At 51.7% G+C, this 21,504-nt stretch carries 14 protein-coding genes; 7 read left to right on the top strand and 7 right to left on the bottom strand.

The annotated features are described in order from the left end of the window. Positions 1-14: 14 nt before the first annotated feature. From EKK48_23695 to EKK48_23685, 3 genes are all read right to left on the bottom strand, one after another. Complete coding sequence (locus tag EKK48_23695) at positions 15-1,001, bottom strand: glycosyltransferase (protein ID RTL37691.1); 987 nt, start codon at positions 999-1,001, stop codon at positions 15-17. A gap of 103 nt (positions 1,002-1,104) precedes the next feature. Further along, the gene (locus EKK48_23690) at positions 1,105-2,037 is read right to left on the bottom strand and encodes an NAD-dependent epimerase/dehydratase family protein (protein RTL37690.1); all 933 of its coding nucleotides are present in this window, start codon (positions 2,035-2,037) and stop codon (positions 1,105-1,107) included. A 7-nt stretch (positions 2,038-2,044) separates the two neighbouring features. After that, entirely contained in the window at positions 2,045-3,484 is a 1,440-nt protein-coding gene (locus EKK48_23685) for a glycosyltransferase (protein ID RTL37689.1), read from the bottom strand. Between the two features lie 216 nt (positions 3,485-3,700). Between EKK48_23685 and EKK48_23680 the strand changes: the two genes are divergently transcribed. From EKK48_23680 to EKK48_23665, 4 genes are read left to right on the top strand one after another with little or no spacing between them, the layout of a single operon-like run. Then, positions 3,701-5,263, top strand: a complete 1,563-nt coding sequence (locus EKK48_23680) for a glycosyltransferase family 1 protein (protein ID RTL37688.1) — start codon at positions 3,701-3,703, stop codon at positions 5,261-5,263. Positions 5,264-5,283: 20 nt separating this feature from the next. Next, positions 5,284-8,097, top strand: a complete 2,814-nt coding sequence (locus tag EKK48_23675; protein RTL37687.1) for a hypothetical protein — start codon at positions 5,284-5,286, stop codon at positions 8,095-8,097. Next, positions 8,094-10,769, top strand: a complete 2,676-nt coding sequence (locus EKK48_23670; GenBank protein ID RTL37686.1) for a hypothetical protein — start codon at positions 8,094-8,096, stop codon at positions 10,767-10,769. Before EKK48_23675 ends, EKK48_23670 begins: the two co-directional genes overlap by 4 nt. A 2-nt stretch (positions 10,770-10,771) precedes the next feature. Beyond that, positions 10,772-12,331: a hypothetical protein gene (locus tag EKK48_23665; GenBank protein ID RTL37685.1), complete on the top strand. Its 1,560-nt coding sequence runs from the start codon at positions 10,772-10,774 to the stop codon at positions 12,329-12,331. A gap of 173 nt (positions 12,332-12,504) precedes the next feature. Here EKK48_23665 and EKK48_23660 read toward each other — a convergent pair whose 3' ends face one another. Beyond that, complete coding sequence (locus EKK48_23660) at positions 12,505-13,632, bottom strand: M28 family peptidase (protein ID RTL37684.1); 1,128 nt, start codon at positions 13,630-13,632, stop codon at positions 12,505-12,507. A 532-nt stretch (positions 13,633-14,164) separates the two neighbouring features. After that, entirely contained in the window at positions 14,165-14,662 is a 498-nt protein-coding gene (locus tag EKK48_23655; GenBank protein ID RTL37683.1) for a hypothetical protein, read from the bottom strand. Positions 14,663-14,885: 223 nt separating this feature from the next. Here EKK48_23655 and EKK48_23650 point away from each other — a divergent pair, with 223 nt between their 5' ends. Next, on the top strand, positions 14,886-15,353 hold the full coding sequence (locus tag EKK48_23650) for a hypothetical protein (GenBank protein RTL37682.1): 468 nt from the start codon (positions 14,886-14,888) through the stop codon (positions 15,351-15,353). A gap of 157 nt (positions 15,354-15,510) precedes the next feature. Then, positions 15,511-16,239: a hypothetical protein gene (locus EKK48_23645; GenBank protein ID RTL37681.1), complete on the top strand. Its 729-nt coding sequence runs from the start codon at positions 15,511-15,513 to the stop codon at positions 16,237-16,239. A 107-nt stretch (positions 16,240-16,346) separates the two neighbouring features. On the opposite strand, the gene EKK48_23640 is transcribed toward EKK48_23645, so the two are convergent. Next, positions 16,347-17,336 (bottom strand): decaprenyl-phosphate phosphoribosyltransferase, encoded by a 990-nt coding sequence (locus tag EKK48_23640; protein RTL37680.1) that lies wholly within the window; start codon positions 17,334-17,336, stop codon positions 16,347-16,349. A 340-nt stretch (positions 17,337-17,676) separates the two neighbouring features. Here EKK48_23640 and EKK48_23635 point away from each other — a divergent pair, with 340 nt between their 5' ends. Continuing rightward, on the top strand, positions 17,677-19,296 hold the full coding sequence (locus EKK48_23635; protein RTL37679.1) for a hypothetical protein: 1,620 nt from the start codon (positions 17,677-17,679) through the stop codon (positions 19,294-19,296). Between the two features lie 175 nt (positions 19,297-19,471). On the opposite strand, the gene EKK48_23630 is transcribed toward EKK48_23635, so the two are convergent. Continuing rightward, complete coding sequence (locus tag EKK48_23630) at positions 19,472-21,361, bottom strand: transketolase (protein RTL37678.1); 1,890 nt, start codon at positions 21,359-21,361, stop codon at positions 19,472-19,474. Between the last annotated feature and the right edge of the window lie 143 nt (positions 21,362-21,504).

The raw sequence follows: 21,504 nt of genomic DNA, 5'->3' as shown, positions 1-21,504 counted from the left end.
TGGTCCCGATGGGATCAGGTAGTTTGATCGAGCAATGCTCTTTCGAAGTTGGATTGTTCGCCTGAGCGTGCAAACGCCAGACCGAGTCTGTGAGCAACAACGTATGTCGGGCGGCCGCGCACTTCGTCAAGTACTTTGGAAAGGTAGATTGCAACTGCTCCGGTGCAGAGAATTTGCAACCCCGCCACGGTAATTATCGAGGCGATAATGCAGGCGCTGTCCAGCTGAAGCAGCGAAGATGAATGCGTGACTGCCCAGGCGAGCAGTGCCAGCAATCCAACTCCAAACATTACACCACCAACGATCGGCACCAAATATAGTGGCGCTACGCTGAATGCCAGTATGCCATCAAGAGCCAGATTGATAAGCTTCTTCAGAGTGTAGGTGCTCTGACCCACTTCGCGAGCGTCACGGTCAATTGGAATGCCAATTTGTCTGAAGCCCAACCACGGAATCAGACCGCGCAAGAAACGTGACCTTTCGGGCATATTTCTTAGCTCGTTGCAGACCTTGCGATCCATCAAACGGAAGTCGCCTGTGTCCCACGGAATGTGTACCGACGAAACGGAACCTAAGAGTCGATAGAAGATATAAGCGGGTAATCGCTTGCCGAGTTTATCTCTGCGGCTTGAACGTTGTGCATATACAACGTCGTATCCTTCGCGCCAGCGCTTAACCATGGCTGGAATCAGTTCGGGCGGATCTTGCAAATCTGAGTCAAGGTTAATCACGGCTTGACCTTCGGCATGATCGATACCGGCCGTGATCGCCGCTTGCTGTCCGAAATTTCTGGACAGTTCGATAAGTTTTACATAATCATATTGCGCGGCAATATCCCTTAGCGCTTTGCTCGTTGGGGCTTTGCTGCCATCGTTTACAAAAATTACTTCGTAGGAGAGCCCGTCGCCTGTGATGACCGTTCGGAGTCGTTCAATCAGTAGGGAAAGATTGCGTGGGTCTTCGTTATAGACCGCCACGATTATCGACAGATCAAGAATCATTTCTTGCCAGTAATTCCTTTGGTTTCAACAACGCCTGATTGTCCGCTAACAACTTGAAAAGGTCAACTTGGCAATTCTAATGTTGCGGAATCAATGTTTAAGTTCAGGCCAGCTGAAGTGTCTTCAGCCATTCCCAGGTTCGGGTAAGCCCTTCTTCCAGCTCCACTTCCGGTTTCCAGCCCAGTTCTGCTGTTGCCCGACTTATATCCAGCACGTTCGAAGGTACGTCTTCGACTCGTCCCGGAGTGTAACGAACGTCAATATCTTTACCGACAACGCCGCGCATTGCTGCGATCAACTGATTTAACGAATAACCGCGCCCGGCGCCGATGTTGAAGACTCGGTGCTGATCCGGTCCGGGCTGGTAGTCTGCTGACTTGACCAGCGCTTGCACTGCGTCACCTATATAGATGTAATCGCGAACAACCTCGCCGTCGCCCCAGATAGTTATGGGGTTGCCTCGTTTTAAGTTGCCGAGGAACACCGTGACAGCGCCTTGTTTCGCGTCGGGATTCTGCTGTTCGCCATATGGATTGGATATACGGGCGACCACGTAATCGAGCCCATGCAATCGATGAAACAGGTGGAGATACTTCTCTATAGCGAGTTTTGTGATGCCGTAGGAGCAAATCGGATCGGTGGCGTCGTCCTCCTTAATAGGAGTGTTCTGCGGGATACCATATACGGTGCCACCAGAGGAAATGAAGATTACTTTGCGCACTGCTGCGGCACTGCACTGTTGCAACATCTGCACTGTATCGACAACATTCGAGCGAATGTCGTAAACAGGGTCTTCGTTACTTGTGTGCGGCAGGCTCGTGTAAGCCAGGTGAAAAACGAAGTCTACGCCCTGGACCACGTCCGCGACTTCGCCGTGATTGCCGAGATCGCCTACTACATACTCAACCGCCGGATTCGGCTCGCGAAAGCGGCTCGGATAACGGTCGAAAACGCGCACCGCGTGACCCTTGCGGAGCAAGCCGTCTACGAGGTTTGTGCCGATGAATCCGTTTCCGCCAATTACTAGTGATTTCATAAGGACGTTATGATACCACCGACCGGTTCAGTTCCGACTCTGGCGTAACAGTACCGTCTGACTTCAAAACCTTTTCATAAATGCCTTCGATGTCGTCAACCATTGCTTCTATCGTTCGTTCAGGCGGAATGTTATCCATGAACTGTTTCAGGATGGAACGATTGTCCACGAGCCTCGCCAGCTGCGTGTGCAGCGAATTGTAATCGTTCAGTTCAAACAGCAGACCATTTTGTTCATGCTTGACCAGTTCAGACATTCCGCCCAGATTAGTGGCAATCACAGGCGTTTTGGTCGCCAGCGCCGACTGAATCACAAGTGGAGTGTTTTCGTACCAGCGTGAGGGCACTACAAGCACATCCATGTTGTCCAATATCCGTCCCAGTTCAGCGTTTGGAAAAGTGCCGAGCAGTTGAATGTTGTCCGGTTTGCTGTTTATGAGAGCCGTTATTGTTTTGCCGTACTCAGGAAATTGATTGATGTCGCCATAGATTTGCAGAACCGCCGGGGCTTCTGGAGGAAATTTCTGAAATGCCTTAATCAGCAAATCCAGTCCCTTGTGCTCGAAGATAGTGCCGATAAAGCCTATGCGCAGGACGTCGGCAGGAGTCTTTGTTTGATGTCCTTTCAAATTAGACTGATCCAGCCCGAATGGAACATGGTGTAAAAGCTCAGGTTTCATGCCATTTTCCACGAATATATCGCGCATCAATTTCGTTGGAACCATAATCGCCCTGTTCTTGTTTGCCGCGATGCGCAGCGCTTCAGGGCGATCGGTGGTAGCTCGAACAGCAGCGGGCATCTTCGCCGCCGAGTAGCCTAATTGCAAAGCCCCGGCGCAGACTGACTGAATCGGCTTGGGCAGGCTATCTACGACCTTTCCAACTGCCGGCAGCTTCTTTCCCACCGCTTCGAGTAGTTGTGCCGCAGGCGGAATGAGCTCAGGCGTGTAGCAAGTCAGACAGTTTGTCGCGCCCGGGCTCGGTCCGCGGCAGAGCGCACCGTCAGGGCGTTTCAATTGCACTACGGGGCAAACGAACCAGAAGTCAGTCAGCGACGAAACAATCGGTATTCGCGCTTCTTCGCATGAATCAATTATGGAACTGGTCAGATTCTGCGCGTGGAAGATGTGCACCAGATCAGGCTTGAACCGGGCAAGCAGCTGATCGAAATGTTCTTTGATGGCCCGGTGATAGTATTCGTGCTTGAATGTGTAACCTTTAAGCCGTAGACCTTCTTCAATAGAGTGGACGTTGACGCCCTCGTGGACATATTCCCGGTATTCTTCAGCGCTCGGGTGACGAGCGTCTATATCCGGTGGATTGGCAGTAACAACGAGCACTTCGTAGCCGCGTGCGATTAAGCCCTGCGCGACTTTGAGCGTCAGGACTTCAGTCCCTGCCTTGTGTTCAGGGAAAAATTTATGAACGGTAAGTAAAACTCTTCTCATTGAATGCGCGCTTTTGCGGACAACACATCATACAACGAGTTCGTCAAGAACTCGACGCCATGCGGAAAATCGAAGTTGTAGCAAGACTTCATATTGATTCGATTGTCATTTTGCACCGCTCGGCAGTCCAGTTTCTCTGTTCTACGAGGCTAATCTGCGTGGTTACTGAGATTCGTCTCAATATCGATTACAAGAGGCAGCGGTAAAATAAGCGCCATGAGAATTTGTTTGATTTCCCGGGAATATCCACCCGATACCGGCTGGGGCGGAATCGCCACTTTTGCGAAACATCTGGCGCATGGTCTGCGCGACCTTGGTCATGACGTCGAAGTCGTGGCACTGGCTGAGGGTCCGGCAAAAACCGTAGACGTGGAAGGAATCCGCGTTCATCGAGTTGAGCCTTATGCTGTGGAAGGCGACCTGGGTGCCGTTTCGATGTGCATGCCATACAGTCGATATGTCCTCAGAACGACTGCAGGTTTGTGGGAAAAATTCTTCGAGCTTCACAGCAAGAATCCGTTCGATGTAGTTGATACACCTGAACTGCTGGCAGAAGGATTAATGCCCGCGGTGACGAAGGTCGCTCCTCTCTTGATTCGGCTTTATACGCCACATTCGAAATTTATCGCTGAAAAATTGCATAGCGTTCATCCTTCCTTCGATCATCAGTTCGTGGCGATGCTCGAGCGGGTGGCGATGCGCTCTGCCGATGTAATTACTTCGCCCAGCGATGACCTGGCTGAGTTTGTTTCGAACGACTTGAACTATCCGCGTCAGCTGATTGAAATTGTTCGAAATCCAATCGATCCTGATGTTTTCAATCCAGATGGCGTGAAGGAACTGCCGTCGGATGGGCGCAAAACCGTTCTGTTCGTTGGAAGATTGGAAGAACGGAAAGGCATTCGCTACCTTGTCGAAGCTATTCCAGAAATTCTCAAGTCTTACAAAAATGTGCGTTTCGTCATTATTGGTGACGATACAGTTAATGCGGAAAGCAAGCAGACATCGGTTTTAGCACAACTGAAGGAAAGTTTGACGAATAGCAATTCACTCGACAGTGTGCAATTTATCAATCGAGTGCCGCTCAATTCACTGCCCAACTATTACCGCTCCGCAGACATTTGCGTTGTGCCTTCCGTCTATGACAATTCACCTTACACATGCCTGGAAGCCATGTCCTGCGGACGTGCGGTTGTGGGCACCTCTGCTGGTGGCACATGCGAGTACTTGATCGACGGCGAATCAGGAATTATCGTTCCGCCTCGCGACTCGGCTGCTCTGGCGACAGCAATTCTCTCCATTCTCACCGATGATAAAGAGCAAGAACGACTTTCGCAAAACGCTCGTCAGCGAGTATTGGAAAAATTCCAGCGCAAAGAAATCGCTCGCCAGACCGTTGAGTTGTACAAACTCGCCATTGACCGATTCCGTCCGGAAACGAAGCTCTATCTGAAAGACTCGAGCGAGTGTTTGAGCGATGCCGACGCAATTATGTACGCTTTTGACAAGATGCTTTACGACTTGCTCTACCAGGAGTCGATCGCTTTCAGATTCAAGCACTGGGGACGCCTCGCAAAAAATCGTCCGCGTTTGATGGGGGCGAAAATTCTGGCTGCGATTGTGCGCAAGTTCTTACCGTTTTCTCCGATGAAAAGGCAGCAAGCGAGCATGCTTAGCAAGCTTGAAGAAGAAATCAAAGTCAAGCAAAGGAAAGCTCCTAAAAACAGTTCGCCGCAACAACGTGAATTGGTTGCGGCCGGTGAGCGAAAGAATTCGTAAGCAGAGGTCACCGGTTGATTATGCAGAATATTATCCCTGCTGAAACCGACACCGGGTTTGCGTATTTGCTCACAGAAAGTGCAGCGCGGAAATCTGCCGAGTTACGGTACAAACTGATTCTGGCTGCAATTTTTGTTGGCGCTCTGGCGGTTCGAGTGTGGTTCAATTTCGCGGCCGACCATCCCAACTGTGCTGGTTGTTGCGATGCTTCCGAGTATGTGCGCAATGCTGCGGCCTTGAGCAGCATGCTCAGTTTGCCGCAAGAGTTCTGGCACAAATTTTTCAACTGCGCCGTCGGCACGGCATCTCAGACTGACCTCGAATCTGTACGCGCTTACATGAGCGGCTTGAAAGAGGTTTATCAAGCTGGTCCCGTGTTTCCGATCTTCCTCACTATCTCGTTTTCTGTTGCCGGATTTTTATTTGCGGACAACCCTTTTGGCGCCCCGGTTCTGGTGCAGTCAATTCTTTCGGCGGTTGCTTGCTGTCTGATCACCGACTTCTCAAGCAAAGCCTGGTCGCGCCCAGTTGGTTACACTGCCGGGCTGCTTGCGGCTGTATATCCTGGTTTCATTGTTAATAGCGGGCGCCTTTATACCGAGTCGTTCGCGACGTTCGTTGTCTGCGTTGTACTTGCGCTTGTTGTGCGTGGATTCTTTACGGTCAAGAACGTTGTGCCGCGCGCCTTTGCTCTGGGATTTCTATCGGCATGCTTGCAATTGACTCGCTCGATTCTCGTGATCACGTCGCTGTGTATGGTGCCGATTTTGATTGTGCAACAGTACGCCTCTCGTTGGAAATCTGGGCTGGTCTCGCTTTTGCTTGGTTTCGCATGTGTAGTAGTTCCCTGGGTGAGCTTTCAGCATGTTGCTTTCGATAAAGGTGGCATAGTTGTCGATCGCGTCGGAAACTACAACCTCTTTATTGGCTCCAACACTCAAACTCAGGGCTGGTTGACTTTTCCGTATCCAGATGGACGGGGAATTGAGAAAAGCTCCTTGCCCAATCTTCTGGCGCAAAGCTATAAGACCAGCCCCTCGCGCTTCATTCGACTGATGCTGGATAAGCCTGCAAGGCTCTTTCAAATGCCGTGGAATGATTTCCGCACCAGCATCGGTTGGTTCGATGTTGGCGCACAGTCATTGCTTCATCAGTTCGTTTTGCTTTGCGCTGGGCTGGGTTTGCTGATCGCATTGTTTACCAATGTCGGCAGGGAAAGCCCGAACCGGGCGCAGATTTATTCTCGCGTGGTCTTGCTCGGTTTTGCGCTGGTTCATCTGATTTACGTTCTGTTCATTACCGTGCCGCGCTATGCCCTGACCTCCATGCCTGTAGTGATTGCCTTCAGTGCAGCCGGTCTTGCTTCCGTTGCTGCCTTGCTTGCTGTCGAGCGCACCCGCCAGATTGCCGTCAGAATCGGGGTTGCCGCATTGGCTTTCTGGGTTGTGTCACATACAAATTTTGTGCAGCCGTTGATGGATTCAGGCATATGCAACAGTGCCGTGTTCGCACTGGGAATGCAGAGCCTGGCCAAACTTGGAATTCTTGCATTCCTCCTTTTCTCAATCTGGATGGGACTGGAAAAAACTAGCGGCTACAGGCGCCTGGCTCGTATCCTCACGACGATGTGCTTCCTTCTGGCGATACCACTGATGGTGTTGCCAGGACGCGCGGCAGGGCGCTGGTATGAGTGGCAGAAGCCGCTAATCGGCGATGCGGTGACGCAAACATTGACTTTGCCTGCCTCGATTGGTGACCAGCAGACATACTTGATGATAGATACGGATGGAGCCAGCTCCCTCAATTCTGCCGATGTTATCGTCAACGGTAAGAAGCTAGACGGTCCTGTTATTCCGGGTCTTGCCGTGGCGCAGGATTATTCAGTTTTGCAGCATGTGACTAACAAGAAGGTGACATGGGAAGGCGAGAATATCTTCAATTTCATGACGAAACCTGCCGACACAAGTAATGCTGAATTGCGGCAATGGTTTTTGATTCCTGTCCCGACCGAAATTACCGCTGGCGCCAAAGGTCAGCTGTCGGTCAAAGTAGCAAGGAAAGTCAGCGCCAGTGAAGAAATCGTTGGTATCCTCTATGGTTCTTATCATCACGGTAAGGAGCTGTACATTCCCAGTGTCACGACATATTCCTGGGAGAAGGCATTCTACGGCGTAGAAAATGAAGCCGGATTGACCGATCCGCGACTCGATCAATCGATTCACGCGCCGCTCGCTCGGACTGCCGAGCCAAACATTCGCTTGTTGATCCCGTCGACACGTGGAAACGTCGATCCGGGCACGACAGCTTCGTTGGTTCTAAAGCCGCATCCGACCACGGATGCTTTGACTTCAGCGGCGGCTTTATCCTCAGCAACCAGGGTAACGTCGCTCAAGCAGGTTCCGATCCCACCCTTCGAACTGACGGCAAAGTCGGGTAGCAAGCCGTTCGCCATCTATACGATGCCGGCATACGCAAAGGATGACCTGTGGATTGTCAGGGCTACTGGTTCAATCAAGTCGAAAAATTCTGCCGCACGACCTTCGATGCTGTTGCGTGCGGACTGTAACCTTGATGGAAACCGCTACGAAACTCCCTGGACGCCGAATTTCATCTGGACTTCAACAGCGTGGAGTCGTTTTGATATCGCCGTGCCCATTGCACCAGGTCGCTTGCCCGGTGGCATCAAGCAGCTTCAAGGCGAGTTTGTGTACAACGTTCCGAAGTGGAAGACCGTGGGTTCAGTGCCCGATGACCTTGTGCAGGTCAAAGATTTGAAGCTGGAAATAGTGAGATTGCCTGGGAACCCATTAGCAAGAGGGTTTTCAATTCAGTGATCGAAGCTACGGACAAAGATTCGCATAAGGATGCGCACAAAGACTTGCACAAGGAATCGCAAGCCGAATCTACTGTTTCGAATGACTCGGTCAAATCGATGGCGACTGAATCTATCTTTGAACGATTGATTTCCAGTCCATATGTACATTTGAGTTTGTTGCTGCTGATCGTTGCGCTGTGCTTCGGAAGAACTTTGACCAGCTACTTTCTTGCTGACGATTTCGGCGAAGTCAGCTACGTCTCTCGGATTTTTAACGGCGAGCCGCAGCTTTTCTGGTCGAATTTCACGGGCAACTATATGCAGATTCCAGGGATGAACGTCTATCGACCCTGGCTCCTCGTATCGCTTGTGATGGATTTCCTTCTCTACAAAGCCAATGCAACGGGCTACTATTTCACTAATCTTTCTTACTTCACAGGTGTGGTTTTTCTTGTCTATTTCGTGACCCGTCAGCTTACCCGTGGTTGGTCCCGAACTCGAAGTGGTGCAGCAGCATTTTTCGGTGCGTCTCTTTTTGCTGCTAATCCATTGCGCTGTGAGAGCGTTTCCTGGGTGGTGGGTCGGGTAGATATCATCTGCTGTTTCTTTTATTTGAGCAGCTATCTACTGTTTTTGAAGGGGCGTGCATCGGGTGTACGCAAACCGCAAATATTCACTGTCCTTGGTGTTCTGGCTTTCTTCCTGGCCATGGGAACGAAGGAAATGGCTATCGGTCTGCCGGTTTTGCTGGCGCTGACGGCATTCTTCGGCATCGGCGACAGTGGGCAAGTCGCCGAGCCTAACAGTGCTTCTGCTCACTCGGCGCTTCCCGTCGTGCGACCACTGACGGCGCGACTACGCGATGCGGCTGTTTTCAGCGCCCCGCTCTGGGTTTCTGCGGTCATTTATTTCATCATCAGATACGCTTGTCTCGGCACTCTGGGTGGTGGCTATGTGGCCGGTTTCGGGGCTAGCCAGCTCTCATTTATGGTGCAGAGATGGCTCGATTTCGACACGATTAAGCGGTTGTTTTATCCGCTCAGCCACTCATTGTTTAATGGACAGTCGACGATATATTCCGAGTCGCTGACTTTGTTCTATGCCGCACTCTGTGGTCTCGCGTTGATACGTCTGGTCGACAAAAAGCTTTCCCTGAAGTGGTTTTTATTCCTGGCAGGCTGGCTTGCAACTGCTGCGGTGCCGATATTTCAGCTCTGGGGTTTGGGGTTTGATCTGGAAGGCTCTCGCTTCTATTTCTTTCTTTCTGTTCCACTTTGTCTTCTGGCGCCAGTTCTTTTGTTTCGCCCGACCCAGACGGCTCGCTCTCGGTCTGGGTCTAGCCCTGATGCAGAATTGCACAAGGCATCCGACCTGTTCGTTGCGGCTGGGCTGAACTCTCCTTCCGCGTTGCACAACGCATCTGAGCTGAAGATTCTTGTTGCCAGTGCGGTCGTTTTGACCGGGCTGGGTTGCGTTCTTGGTCGAATTGCCTGTTTAACTGATCTGGAGTGGGTGCACGCCGGCAAGGAAAACAAGCAGGTTTCAGCGGCTGCCCAGAGACTTGCCGAAGCGCGTAATAAGTCGGAACTGATTCCGGTGCTGGGCATTCCGAAAGAACGCAATGGCGCTCATCAGATTCTCAATGGCTCCACATTTGGTACCATGCTCAGCCCGCCCTTCACGACAGTGAACTTCGCCCAGAGGTTCGCAACCTTCGATCCGATCATGTTTGGACCGCCGGAGTACATTGATGCAACCCGTTTTAAATCGGTGCTGCAAAGTTCGCATGGAGAGTTTTTTGTTTGGAATTCTGGGCACGGAAATTTTGATAAATTGAAAGCAGATTTGACGGCTGTTCCAGTCGGGACCGTTGACTTGCCAATCGCAGGTGGCGTCACTGGCTGGCTGCCAAATGCTCACGGTCGCGCTATCTACAAACTCGCTAATGGCGCAGTTGAAATCACGTCATTGCAGGAAGGCGATGGAGTGCGCATCGCTGGATTGAATGTCAATCCGACATCGGCAGACTTTCTGCAATTCGAGTATCAGGCAACAGGTGTTCCTCCGGGCGCACGGTTCCAAGTCTTTTCTACCGGCGTGCGTGGCGATGACAATGTTGGCAATGCTGGTGAGGCTGTTGCAGAGTTGGCTATGCAGAATTGTGATTCATTCGAAACGGTGCGAGTACCGTTGTCTCGCTACTGGCGCTGGTTCTGCCAGGGGAATCTTGAATCGATTACCGTGCAACCTTACCCTTGTTCGCACATATCGATGCGAAACTTCAAGTTGCTTTCATCAAATACCGTCTCTCCTTTGATGAAGTTCGTTGGTGGAACATGCGATGGTGCTGGTATTTATCGCACTGATAGTTCGAATGCCGCAGTATCACTCGATCGTCGAGGCGTGAAAGGTGCCACTGGTTTTGAAGTTGAGGTCGGGAAGGTCAATTACTTCTTCAACAATTTTGAGAAAGTCGAGGGCGCATCACCTGTTCAGATGAGTGCTACGACGGACTTGAGCTCGCCTGAGATTCGATTCAACGCGAACGAATTTCCGACGCCAGGCTTCTACGAATTACGTGCACGGTGTATTGATGCTGCTGTTAAGCCGGTCGGAGAATACTCCGATACTTTGACCCTGCGAATCACTGAGCCGCTTAAATCGCAACCGAACGCAAACACGAAGAACTGACTATGTCTAAGGAAGTTATCGAAGCGACAGATTGCGATCTCCCCACAGAGTCGGTTTCCGGCGTATCCGTTTCCGACGTGTCCGTTTTATCCACTGCGCAATCTGAGTCTGTTCAAAGCGCAATGCAACCCGCAAAGCGGCTTTCGGTCAGTCTGCTTAGTTGTTTTGCCATTAACAGCTTGTCTTATCTGGCTTTTGCCTTGTATTACAAATCAAGTCTTGTTGATGCAAAGTACGTCAATCACCACATCAGCAACTTGATTGTCACCATCCCTGGTGTCGTTCTGTTGCTCTGGTCGTACTGGCGCGGCTATCGGGCAATTCAGGAAGATTCGGCTTCAAATTTTAAGTCGATAGTTGTGCTTGGCATGGTATCCGCCGCAATTGCCGTTTGTATTCCCAACTTCCACTCTTCGGATGTTTTCAGCTACATAGATGTTGGTTGGCTGCAGTCGAATTATCACCTGAACCCCTACGTGACGACTGTAGATGAGATTCCGAACTTTCGCAGCGATTCTATGTTGACTGGCGTCTGGGCCTGGAATCCCTGCCCTTATGGGTTTGCCTTTGCTGGTCTGACGAAATTGGTTTGCCAGTTGGGTGGCGGAAATCTTGCCACGACAGCACTGCTCATGAAGTGCATCAATTTCGGGGCGTTCGTTGCAACGGCGGCGTTGATTTACTGCGGTTCAAAACGGTTTGGAGTTTCTAAACCCGAAGTGAGCCTCTATCTCTATCTCTGGAGTCCCTTTGTACTGATTCAGTCACTGGCGAATGCGCACAATGATGTTTTGATGACTTTATTTGTCATGATTGCACTGTTCTGCGCATCGGTGGATGTCGCAGCCTTGCCGTTGCTGGCGCTGTCTGCTCTCGTTGTGAGCGCGCAAATCAAGTTCCTGTGGCTCGTAAGTGTACCGTTCTTGGCTTTGTTTCTTTACAGGAAGTTCGGACCTAAAGCCCTGGCTATGAACCTTCTCGCCGCCACCGCTATGCTTGCCGCGCTTGCCTCGCCTTATATCGCTGATTTCAGTCACTTTCGATTCGACATCATGCGTCAGGATTTATCCTTCAACGGAAAATCGCTGCCTGCTCTTGTCGAAAATATTGCGCACGGCGTCGAGCGCATGATCTATCACAGCACGACTTTGCCCTGGTTTGAGCAGGGGCTGAATCAAGGTGTCTCAGCATTGAAGGCAGTAATTTTTGCTGGATTTGCCGGGTTCTGTATTGTGCTTTTCGGGAAGGCGCTCAAAACAGGAAGAAATTATTCGGTGCAGTCGATGCTGCGTGACTCGCTGCTGCTTGCCCTTCTGGCGGTCTGTGTTGTCAGTTCGAAGTTTCACCCCTGGTACATCCTGATGTTCTTTCCTGTTGCTCTCTGGATGCCTGAGCGTAGCGAATTACGCAAGCTCGCTATCATCTTGAGCTGCACGCAACTTTTTGCGATTACGTATCTTGGTCATTCAGGCGGAATTAATTACGTACTGCTGACGGCAACGCCATTAGTTATTTTCCTGGGGCGATATTTGAAGTCCAGAAGAGAAGGGCTTTCTGAATAGCTCCTGCTTCGTCCCTATTCGCCAATCTACTTATTATATTATTTAGTAGCGCTGGTTTGGAAAAAAGAATTGCAAAGAGGTGGTCGGGTAGACCACATTTGCAATTCCCTTTCCACCCGCCGGCGCACTCATCACGGGGATGAGAAACGCCGGCGGGAACTGCGTCGACCGAATTACTTCAGCTCGGCGTAGTCGGCGATGGTGGCAAGCACCATCTTGATGACCTCGGCCATGTACGGGAAGTTCATGTACTTGGACCGCTCTTCCTTGGAGTGGTACCGCGGATTGAAGCCGTCGTCCGTGAACTCCTCGCTGACGAGGACGCCCTTGTAGCCGTGGTCGAGGAAGCCGGCGTGGTCGCTGCGATCCTCGACAGCGTGGTTGTGCGTGTCGACCGGGTTGAGGTTCAGACCGTAGCGGTGCACGTTGCGAACCATCTTCACGACGATCTCGTGCGAACCGTTGCGGTCCTGGTCGTCGTGGATGTCGACACGGTTGCCCGGCTTGGCGCAGTAGCCGATCATGTCGGTCTCGATCATCGCCGGAACGATGGTCTTCGCGGCCGCGACGGCATCGGAATGCGCGTAGCTGCCCCACAGACCCTGCTCCTCGCCGCTGAAGTGGACGAACTCCACCGTGCAGTCGAGAGGCAGCTTGGCGAGGATGCCGGCGTACACCGTCAGACCGATGGTGCCCGAACCGTCGTCATCGGCGCCAGGAGCGACCGCCTCGTTGCGGTACTGCTCGCCGGCCGTCGAGTCGATGTGAGCACCGACGATGACGACCTTCTCCGGCGTCTTGTCGCCCTTGCGAGTGGCGATGAGGTTGTAGTAGGTCTTGCCGCCCTTCTTGTAGGCCTCGCGGCGAGTCGGCAGACCGATGGACGCGTAGTACTCCTCGAGCCAGGTCATGATCTCGAGGTAGCCGGCGCCGTAGGTGCTGCGACTGGTGATGCGCTTGGTCTTGCCACCGATGACGATGTCGCGCTCGCCGGAAATCATCTCGACCTTGACGCGGAGGTCGTCGGGGTTGATGGTGGCGAACGCCGCAACGATGCGCGGGTCGGGAGCGGGCAGGTTGGAGATGTCGATGGGCGGCGTCGGCGCGAAGCGGGTCGCGTTGACGATGCGCGAATCGAACTTGCATCCGCCGACGTGCTTCCTGCCCGGGTGAACGGGGCTGAAGACGGTGTCACGCGAGCGGCGGATGAAAAGGACTGTGGCAGCGCCGAGAGCAGCGAGCAACAGAAAGACAGCGGTCAGTCCAATCGGACCGAGCGCAGCAACAAGTGATGCGAACATAGTGATGCTCCTTCTAGGTGGCGCAACGGCGCTACCTGGTTGAGTTTCAGAACTTCCGAAACAAGCTCACAACGCCGCTCCTGGAAATGAGGAGAGATGATCGGGAAGACTCATCTAGGCGTTATTTGCTGGGCTTGATTTTGTTGAAAGGGTCTCTGTTTCGGAAGGGAATTTAAGAAAGTACTCTGGCAGCGTACTTTTTCTTGCTGTTCTAAAGCAATGTCTGATCGATATCCCTGGATCTCGTGGTGGCGCAGGTGCGGTTTCTGCTATTAGCGCTGCTCGCGCTCACCTGGGAATTAGACGCATTTTTCGGTGGCAATTTGGGGCAGGGAAGAGGCATGCCAGGCTGATTTTCAGTGAGCAAAGCCTAATAGAAGTGGCGATTCGCGCTGAAACTGGCACTCGGAGCCAATCTCAGCGCGCGCGCATAATTTGCGCGAAGTTCAGGTTTAATCACTTCATTCCTATCGCAGCTTTGCGCAAGTCAAATCGCTTGTACTGCAAGCATTAGCGCCGATGCGTTAGAGGTTTAGGCGTTAATAGGTTCGCCTTCGTTCTCTAGGGCGAGACCGTTCGAGCCACGTTTTCCGTGGTAGTCCGCGCTATTACTGATAGCGTTAATGTTATCGCCTTCGTTTTCTAGGGCGAGTCCGTTCGAGCCACGTTTTCCGTGGTAGTCTGCGCTATTACTAATGGCGTTGGTTTTGTCACCTTCCGTGGTGAGAGCGTTGCCATTTCGGTCAACCGGTCCACTCTTATGGTGCTCCCAAGCTGTTACACGTCCGCCAAGGGCCGAATTCAGGCTTGCATAAATATCTTGTCCGCCGAAATCTAAGTGCGTGACGTGTCCCTGTGAATTCCGTTCAACTCCTGCCTGCTGAAAATCGTGCGTTCTAGATTGGCCACCTTCGTGTCTGGCGCTATGAATTTCGCTGTGAGCATGACTCAAGTGGTCACTGGCGTGCGCAGTGTGTGTGTGTGACTCGGTTCTCTCAGACTCGTGTGCTCTGCTGTGACCATGGCTCATGGTAAGTTCCTCACTTCATTAGAATCGGGGCGATTAAGTGGTAAGTAAGATGCTTGCTGCTTCAGGCAAAACAGGTTGTCAGCATCGATGTGAAGAAGTTAAGCGACCGCTTATAAAATCGGCGTAAAACGTCCGGACCAACAAAAACGACTAGAACGGTCTAACGACCGGAACCTCCGCTCGCGGCTGCGCGTCACAACCTGGCAAGTCCAAGGAGGCGATTATGGCTACTAACTCCCCAACCCCGAGCCCAACTCCGAGCCCCAGCTCGAGTTCTACCGTTCCTGAGGCTCACATCAAGGTTCCAGACGAACCGAAGTCATCGAGCAACGGTGGCATCAACATTGCCTTGATAATGACTGTTGTACTGGCTCTTGCCTGTGTGGTCGGCGCATTACTTGCTGTGCCACGATGGAACTTCGACGGCGACAGCACTCGCCCTGAAAATGTAAGACGGAATTCTGGTTTGCCTGATCCCAATACACTTCCACCAGGTACGACAGGTGCATTCCGCCCCAACCAGGGACCAGCGGAAACAGACGACAAGAGTTACGTTGACGGCCAAGCTGTGCAGGGCGACACAATTACGCGAGGTCCCGGTGCCCCACCTGCACAACCTGAAAAAACGAGTAGTCGGGCTGGTCAAAACGAGCGTGGTGGATTCACAAGTAATTCTGGTACTCAAGAGTAGAACGCGTTCCTGTCGCGGATTCGGCTGTGGGAACTCAACCGCTAGCGGTTGAGTTTTCCTTTTGGAGCGGGCTGGTCGTCCTAAAATGCCGCTGGCCGCTTGTTATATAATCCGTTGCTGCATGGCAGCTGTTGAGCTACTCCCAAGAATGGAAACTATGAAAATTCAATCCACCAGAGCTATACAATCGAGATCTAAACAGACCAGAGCCCGCACAAGAATTGCGTTGCTGACTCTCATGTTCGGCTTCGGTGTTTGCGGTACAGGCGCATTCGCAACTGAGATAGCGCCCAATTCTATTCCCAAAACTGGTACTACCGCCGACCAGTTCTGTCCGACTGGTTGGAAGGTTGAAAGCAAGCTTACCGCCGACCTACAGGGAAATGGCTCAAAGGATCAGATTATCGAGTTGATCACGAAAAAGGCAGGCAAAAATTCCAATGGTGTTGCCACCGATTTTCGTGCTCTCGTAGTCGCTTTCGCGAAGAATGGCAAACTCGAATTGGCAGATTACGCGACCAAGTTCCTGCTCTGTTCGACTTGTGGTGGGCAGCTGGGCACAACTATCGAAATCTCCAAAGAAAAGAATACGTTTAGCGTCGATCAGAGTGGCGGCGGTGGTAATGACAGTTTTGAGTACAACATCACTTTCAAGTTCGATAAAACAAAAAATCAGTTCGTTGTTTCGAAAGCTGTAGTAACTACAAGTACAGACCGTGTCAGCAATGAATCGGTGGAGACCAGTTACGATTATGAAAAAGGCATCGAAACTGTCACCAAGACTATTGATGACAAGGAAAAGAAGTCGACGAAGAAATTTACACCAAAAACCATCACCCTTCGCGAACTTGATGCAGACAAGCTCTCATCCCTATTCAAAGGGTAATTCTATGCTCACGACCTCGCTCTGAAGCGAGGCTTCACGCAGTCCGGTGTTTCAAGGTCGCGTGCCCAAATCGCAAGCGGGTAAAGTTGCACTTTGCGCGGTAAACCTTACGGGTACGTGCGCATCTCATCGAACATATGCGAGAAGTTCAAGACCAGATCGCGAGGGTGGAACAGCACCACCACGGCACATATAACTATCCAGAGCAAAATAGTGAACTGGATGGGTCGGTCCTTGAACAGCACTTCTTCCGGCGTACCAGTGCTAGTGCCGCTCTCTGAAATCTGCTGATAGCGCATCAGACCGTAGAGGACCACCGGGATTGTGATCATCATGTACTGACCGTGCTGTGAATTTGATGTGTAGAAGGCGTAGGCTGTGAGCAGACTTGGTACGACCAGGCTTTCAAATCTGCTGATCAGTGGCAGGCTATAGTCTGTGAGCGCCTTTCTGTGAGTCGCTGACTCGTTTGAAAGTACGATAATCTCCTGTCGTCGCTTTTCCATCGCCAGAAATAGGGCACCGAGTGTGGTGCAAAGTAGAAACCAGCTCGAAGGCATAACGTTGATGGCAACTGCGCCGGCAATCGCTCGAAAGACAAAGCCCGAGGAGATGCAGAGGATGTCGACAATTGCTACGTGCTTTAGTTTCAGCGAGTAAGCAACGTTCAAAATGACGTATCCAAGGCATATAAAAACCAGTGTGTGACGCAGCCAGAAAGCCGCCGCGAAACCGCCCAGAAGAGAACAAAGTCCGACGGCCAATGCCATTTTTATATTCAGTTTTCCTGAGGCGATAGGTCTGTATTTCTTGATTGGATGCATTCGGTCTGCTTCGACATCCATGATGTCGTTGAGCACATAGATTCCGCTTGAAATCATGCAAAATGCGACGAAGCAAATTACTGCCGCGATGAATGCATGCGGCTCTACAAACTTTCCAGAAAACAGTAATGGCGCAAAACAAATGAGGTTTTTAGGCCACTGCTTCCATCGCAACTGCTTCAGCCACAGGGCTAAGTAATTGCTGGTTGGCGCCGCGGCGTCAACTTTTTCCGGTTCAGAGCTATCTGACTTTGTAGCCTGGGCAGTGTCCATGCTCCCTCCAGAACTAATTTAGCATTACAGGACACACAAGGGCGGGATTCGGCTGGGTCCAGGAGGCTTGACAGAAGGGCTTGGCAACTTCGGGAGCGCCGGTCCTTGAGCGCAGTCCCTCGGCGGAGACGGGCTGAACGGTGCACCTTTCGTATATCGCAGAGTGAGAACACCGCCGGATTTTCGGCTTAACGTTACAAAACAAGCGACTGTCGGCTCAAAGTGAGCTACCGCCAAAAAATTTCTCTATGGATGAAAACCTCCTGGGGGTTAATGCTGGTTTTCTGCGGGCATATCGCTAAAATCGGTATACTCTGTCTCACACTCAGAAAGCCCGGTCATGTCCAGCAAGCGCACGCGCACGAAATCTATGCCTGTGGTCGCCGACCACGGTTCAGTTGTGCCCACCCGAGAGCACGCTCTTAAAACCATGCTCACCGATCAGGAAGCGGAGAAGCGTCTTCGTGCTCTGACTGATAATTATCGCTTCAAATCTTACTTCGAGCCTCCGGCAGACATGCAGGCGTCGCTGAAGGCGATGCGAAAGGACCTTTCCGAGGTTCCGGTTTTAGGCAAAGACGGCAAAGTCACAGATGTGTTCGCTAAGTTTGAAGCTGACAAATTGATGTCGGCGCGAGATAAGGAGCTTATCTGGAAGTGTCTGGCGCTTGTGCGTGAGGCCTTCCTGCGCATGGAGAACATCGATCCGTCTGTCGGTAAACCTCCTGTGCGAGGTGGCTATCAGTGGAATATGAACTGGAAGCACATTCGTGCCGAAATCGACCAGGTATTGGAAGCCGCCAAATTGCTCAACTTGAACGCGTCAGAGACTCGTGACGCCATCATCGCATCTATCTTTTCGGATGCAATTAAGACGAAAAGCAATTTCATCATTCACAACATTCATGGCGCCTACGGCGCTGCTCAAGCTCTTTCATACATTTTGGATGTGCGCGATCCGGACAATCTTGCCGCTATCGAAGAGATCGCCCGCGCCGTGCGAGAGCATCAAATCGCGCCGCCAGAGTTCATGGCCCGAGTGGTCACTATCTTGATTCAGAAGAAATTGCAGGGGCGCGGCGAAGCCAAAACTGATACCGTATGCGATATCGGACAAGGTGGTGCTATTGAGCAGATTTACAGTAAAATCGCCGATCCGTTCAATAGGAGTTATCTCAACGTCGAGCTGACAAAAATTGCATTCAATGAAGAGGAGCGCCGTTTGCTCAAGCTCATTGAGATTGACGAATGGTATGTTCCGCATCCGGATAATCCACAATCAAAAATTGCTCACGCTGTGATAGCCGGTGATCACTCGATTAATTACAATCACCCGGAAGGTTTTGCCAAAATCGCTCTGATTCGGGGACCAGATACCGAGGCTATTTTCGAAGATCCGACTGTTTTGCATTCGCTCGATTCTGCAGTCAACAGTTTTGCTGATTCGTTCCGTGTCATTCGTCCCGAGGTGCATTCGCTGGCACTTTCAGGATTGAGACGAACAAAAACGGCAGTGGAAAGAGTAACCAGGATTATGCGTGAACTCTTTTCCGGGATAATCATTGGTCCCAAAGAAGAACCAACGACTGGAATTCAAAAGGTTTTGCAAGCAATTGAAAAGGCTCACGATAAAGATCCAGAGCTTTTTACGGTTGAGCACAAGAGGATTTCCGGTGCCGGCCGAGAGTACCACGACAAGGTCGTCGAACATATCGGCGATCTGTTGCAAGACTGGTTTGACACTCAAGGGAGCATTCCATTCAATCCCAAAGATAAGGTTGAGCCAGGCGCGCTGAAATTGCCGTACTGGAACACTCCGCTCAAGTATCCTGAAAGAGATGAGCATGGGCGCGTCGATTTGAGCTCATTGAATGAGCTGCAGCGCAAACAGTTTGCATTTGCTGAAAGAATTCGCGAAATAGCGGTCGAATTGCTGCGCGCTGAGCAGTGGATTTTTTGATTTCCACTCCAAAAATCACCGTAAAGAAAAAGCCCATCCGGATTGGATGGGCTTTGTAATCTAAGCGTTGCAATGGAGCGCGGACTGTCCCGGGTGCCATGGAGCGTGCCCGTCCCGGTGCTATGGAGCAGCCCGTCCCGGGTGCTATGGAACGCGCCCGGGACGGGTGCCCCGCTTACTTAACCGACTTAACCGCCTCGACAATGTGCTTGGCTGAAATGCCGGCGGCATCCATCAACTCTTCCGGAGTGCCTGATCCCGGCAGCGCTTTGACAGCCACCTTGATGACGCGCGGCGCACCGCTGCCACCATTGGCGCTACCATCGTTCGTCCAGGTGCCTTTGCCGGCAAAGACATCGAGCACTGCATCGCCAAGTCCACCTTCCGGCCAGTGGTCTTCTACGACCACGAGCGTTCCAGTTTCTTTAGCGGCAGCTTTGATTGTTTTTGCATCTACCGGCTTGACTGAATAAAGGTCAATCACTCGCACATTGATGCCTTCTTTCTGCAGTGTTTCGTATGCTTTCAGGCATTCATGCAGCGTGATTCCAGCGCCTATCAACGTGGCTTTGTCGTCTTTCGAACTCTTCAAAACTTTGCTGCCGCCAATTTCGAATTTTTCGTCTGACTTGTACAAAATCGGTGTCTTTTCACGCGTTGTGCGCATGTAAGAAATGCCATTGTAATCAGCCATATGCTCGATCAGAGCGGCAGTGGAAGTGCCGTCTGAAGGATAGAGAACGATGCTGTCGAAAATTGAACGCATCATTGAAAGGTCTTCCAGCGCCATTTGTGATGGTCCGTCTTGACCGATTGAAACACCGGCATGCGAACCAGCCAGGCAGATTCTGGCGCGGCTGATGGCAGCCATACGAATGAAATCGTAGGCGCGGCTCAAGAACGCGGCGAATGTCGAGGCAAATGGAATCTTTGCGCGTGTTGAAAGTCCGATTGCTGCTCCAACCATCAGTTGTTCTGCGATGAACATCTCGAAGAAGCGATCCATATAAGCTTTGCCGAATTTTTCGGAATAGGTCGAGTTGCCGACTTCCGCGTCCAGCGCTACGACGTTTTCCTGGCAGCCGCCAAGTGCTTTGAGCGCGTCGCCGTAAGCTTCACGAGTGGCGATCGGCTTATCATACTTGGGCGGCAGATACTCGCCACTGCGGGTAGTGGCAGGCAGTTTTGTCTTCACTTCTTCCGGCTTCTGAACTTTAATTACCGAGTTCTGGATGCCGCCGAGTCCTTCAATTGCCTGCACGGCTTGTTCGGCGCTGAGTGGCTTGCCGTGCCAACCATCTTTGTTGGCGATTTCGGGGAACCCATGACCCTTCTCCGTCTTGGCAACGATGAAAGTCGGCTGACCTTTGCAGGTCACAGATTGTCCTAGAGCCTGGTCGATCTGGTCGTAATCATGACCGTTGATTTCGATGACGTTCCAGCCGAATGCACGTGCTCTTTCTGCGTAAGTGCGTGAATCCCAGCCGAGTTCGGTCTCGCCGCGCTGACCGAGACGGTTCATGTCGAGGATGGCTGTGATGTTGTCGAGCTTGTAGTAGGAAGCTGACATCATCGCTTCCCAAACTGAACCTTCAGCCATTTCGCTGTCGCCGAGCAGAACCCAGACGCGATAATCGAGTTTATCCAAATATTTGCCGTTCAGCGACATGCCGACGCCCATGGCTAGACCCTGGCCGAGCGAACCAGTAGCGACGTCGACCCAGGGAATGATTTTCGGAACCGGATGACCTTCCAGTCTGCTGCCGAACTTACGCAATGTCATCAGTTCTTCATCACTGACGGCGCCGGCGGCTTTATACATCGCGTACAGCAACGGTGCGGCATGACCTTTGGAGAAGATCAGCCTGTCATTGTTCGGGTTCTCTGGTTTGTCAAAGTCGTATTTCAGGTACTTGACCATCAGCACTGCCATCAAGTCGGCGGCCGACATCGACGAAGTCGGGTGTCCAGAGCCCGCTTGCGTTGTGGCGCGGATGCTGTCAACACGTAGTTGAGAGCCGAGCTGCTGAATTGTTTGAGTCTTCGCGAATTGAACTTCTACCATTGCCTGTTCCTTTTTTCTTAAGGGATTGCCGCCATGAGAACCCTTGCAGCTTTGGCTGATTGCGGGGAATCGAGCCACACTGACTTAGATCAAAACGATTGCCTAATATGCTAACCTCTTGCTCATTTATTTGCTACCTGCTG

This window comes from Candidatus Melainabacteria bacterium (assembly GCA_003963305.1).
Classification (GTDB): Bacteria; Cyanobacteriota; Vampirovibrionia; order Obscuribacterales; family Obscuribacteraceae; genus PALSA-1081.
Note: the sequence above shows the minus strand (reverse complement) of the source record. Positions and strands in the feature narration are given on the sequence as shown.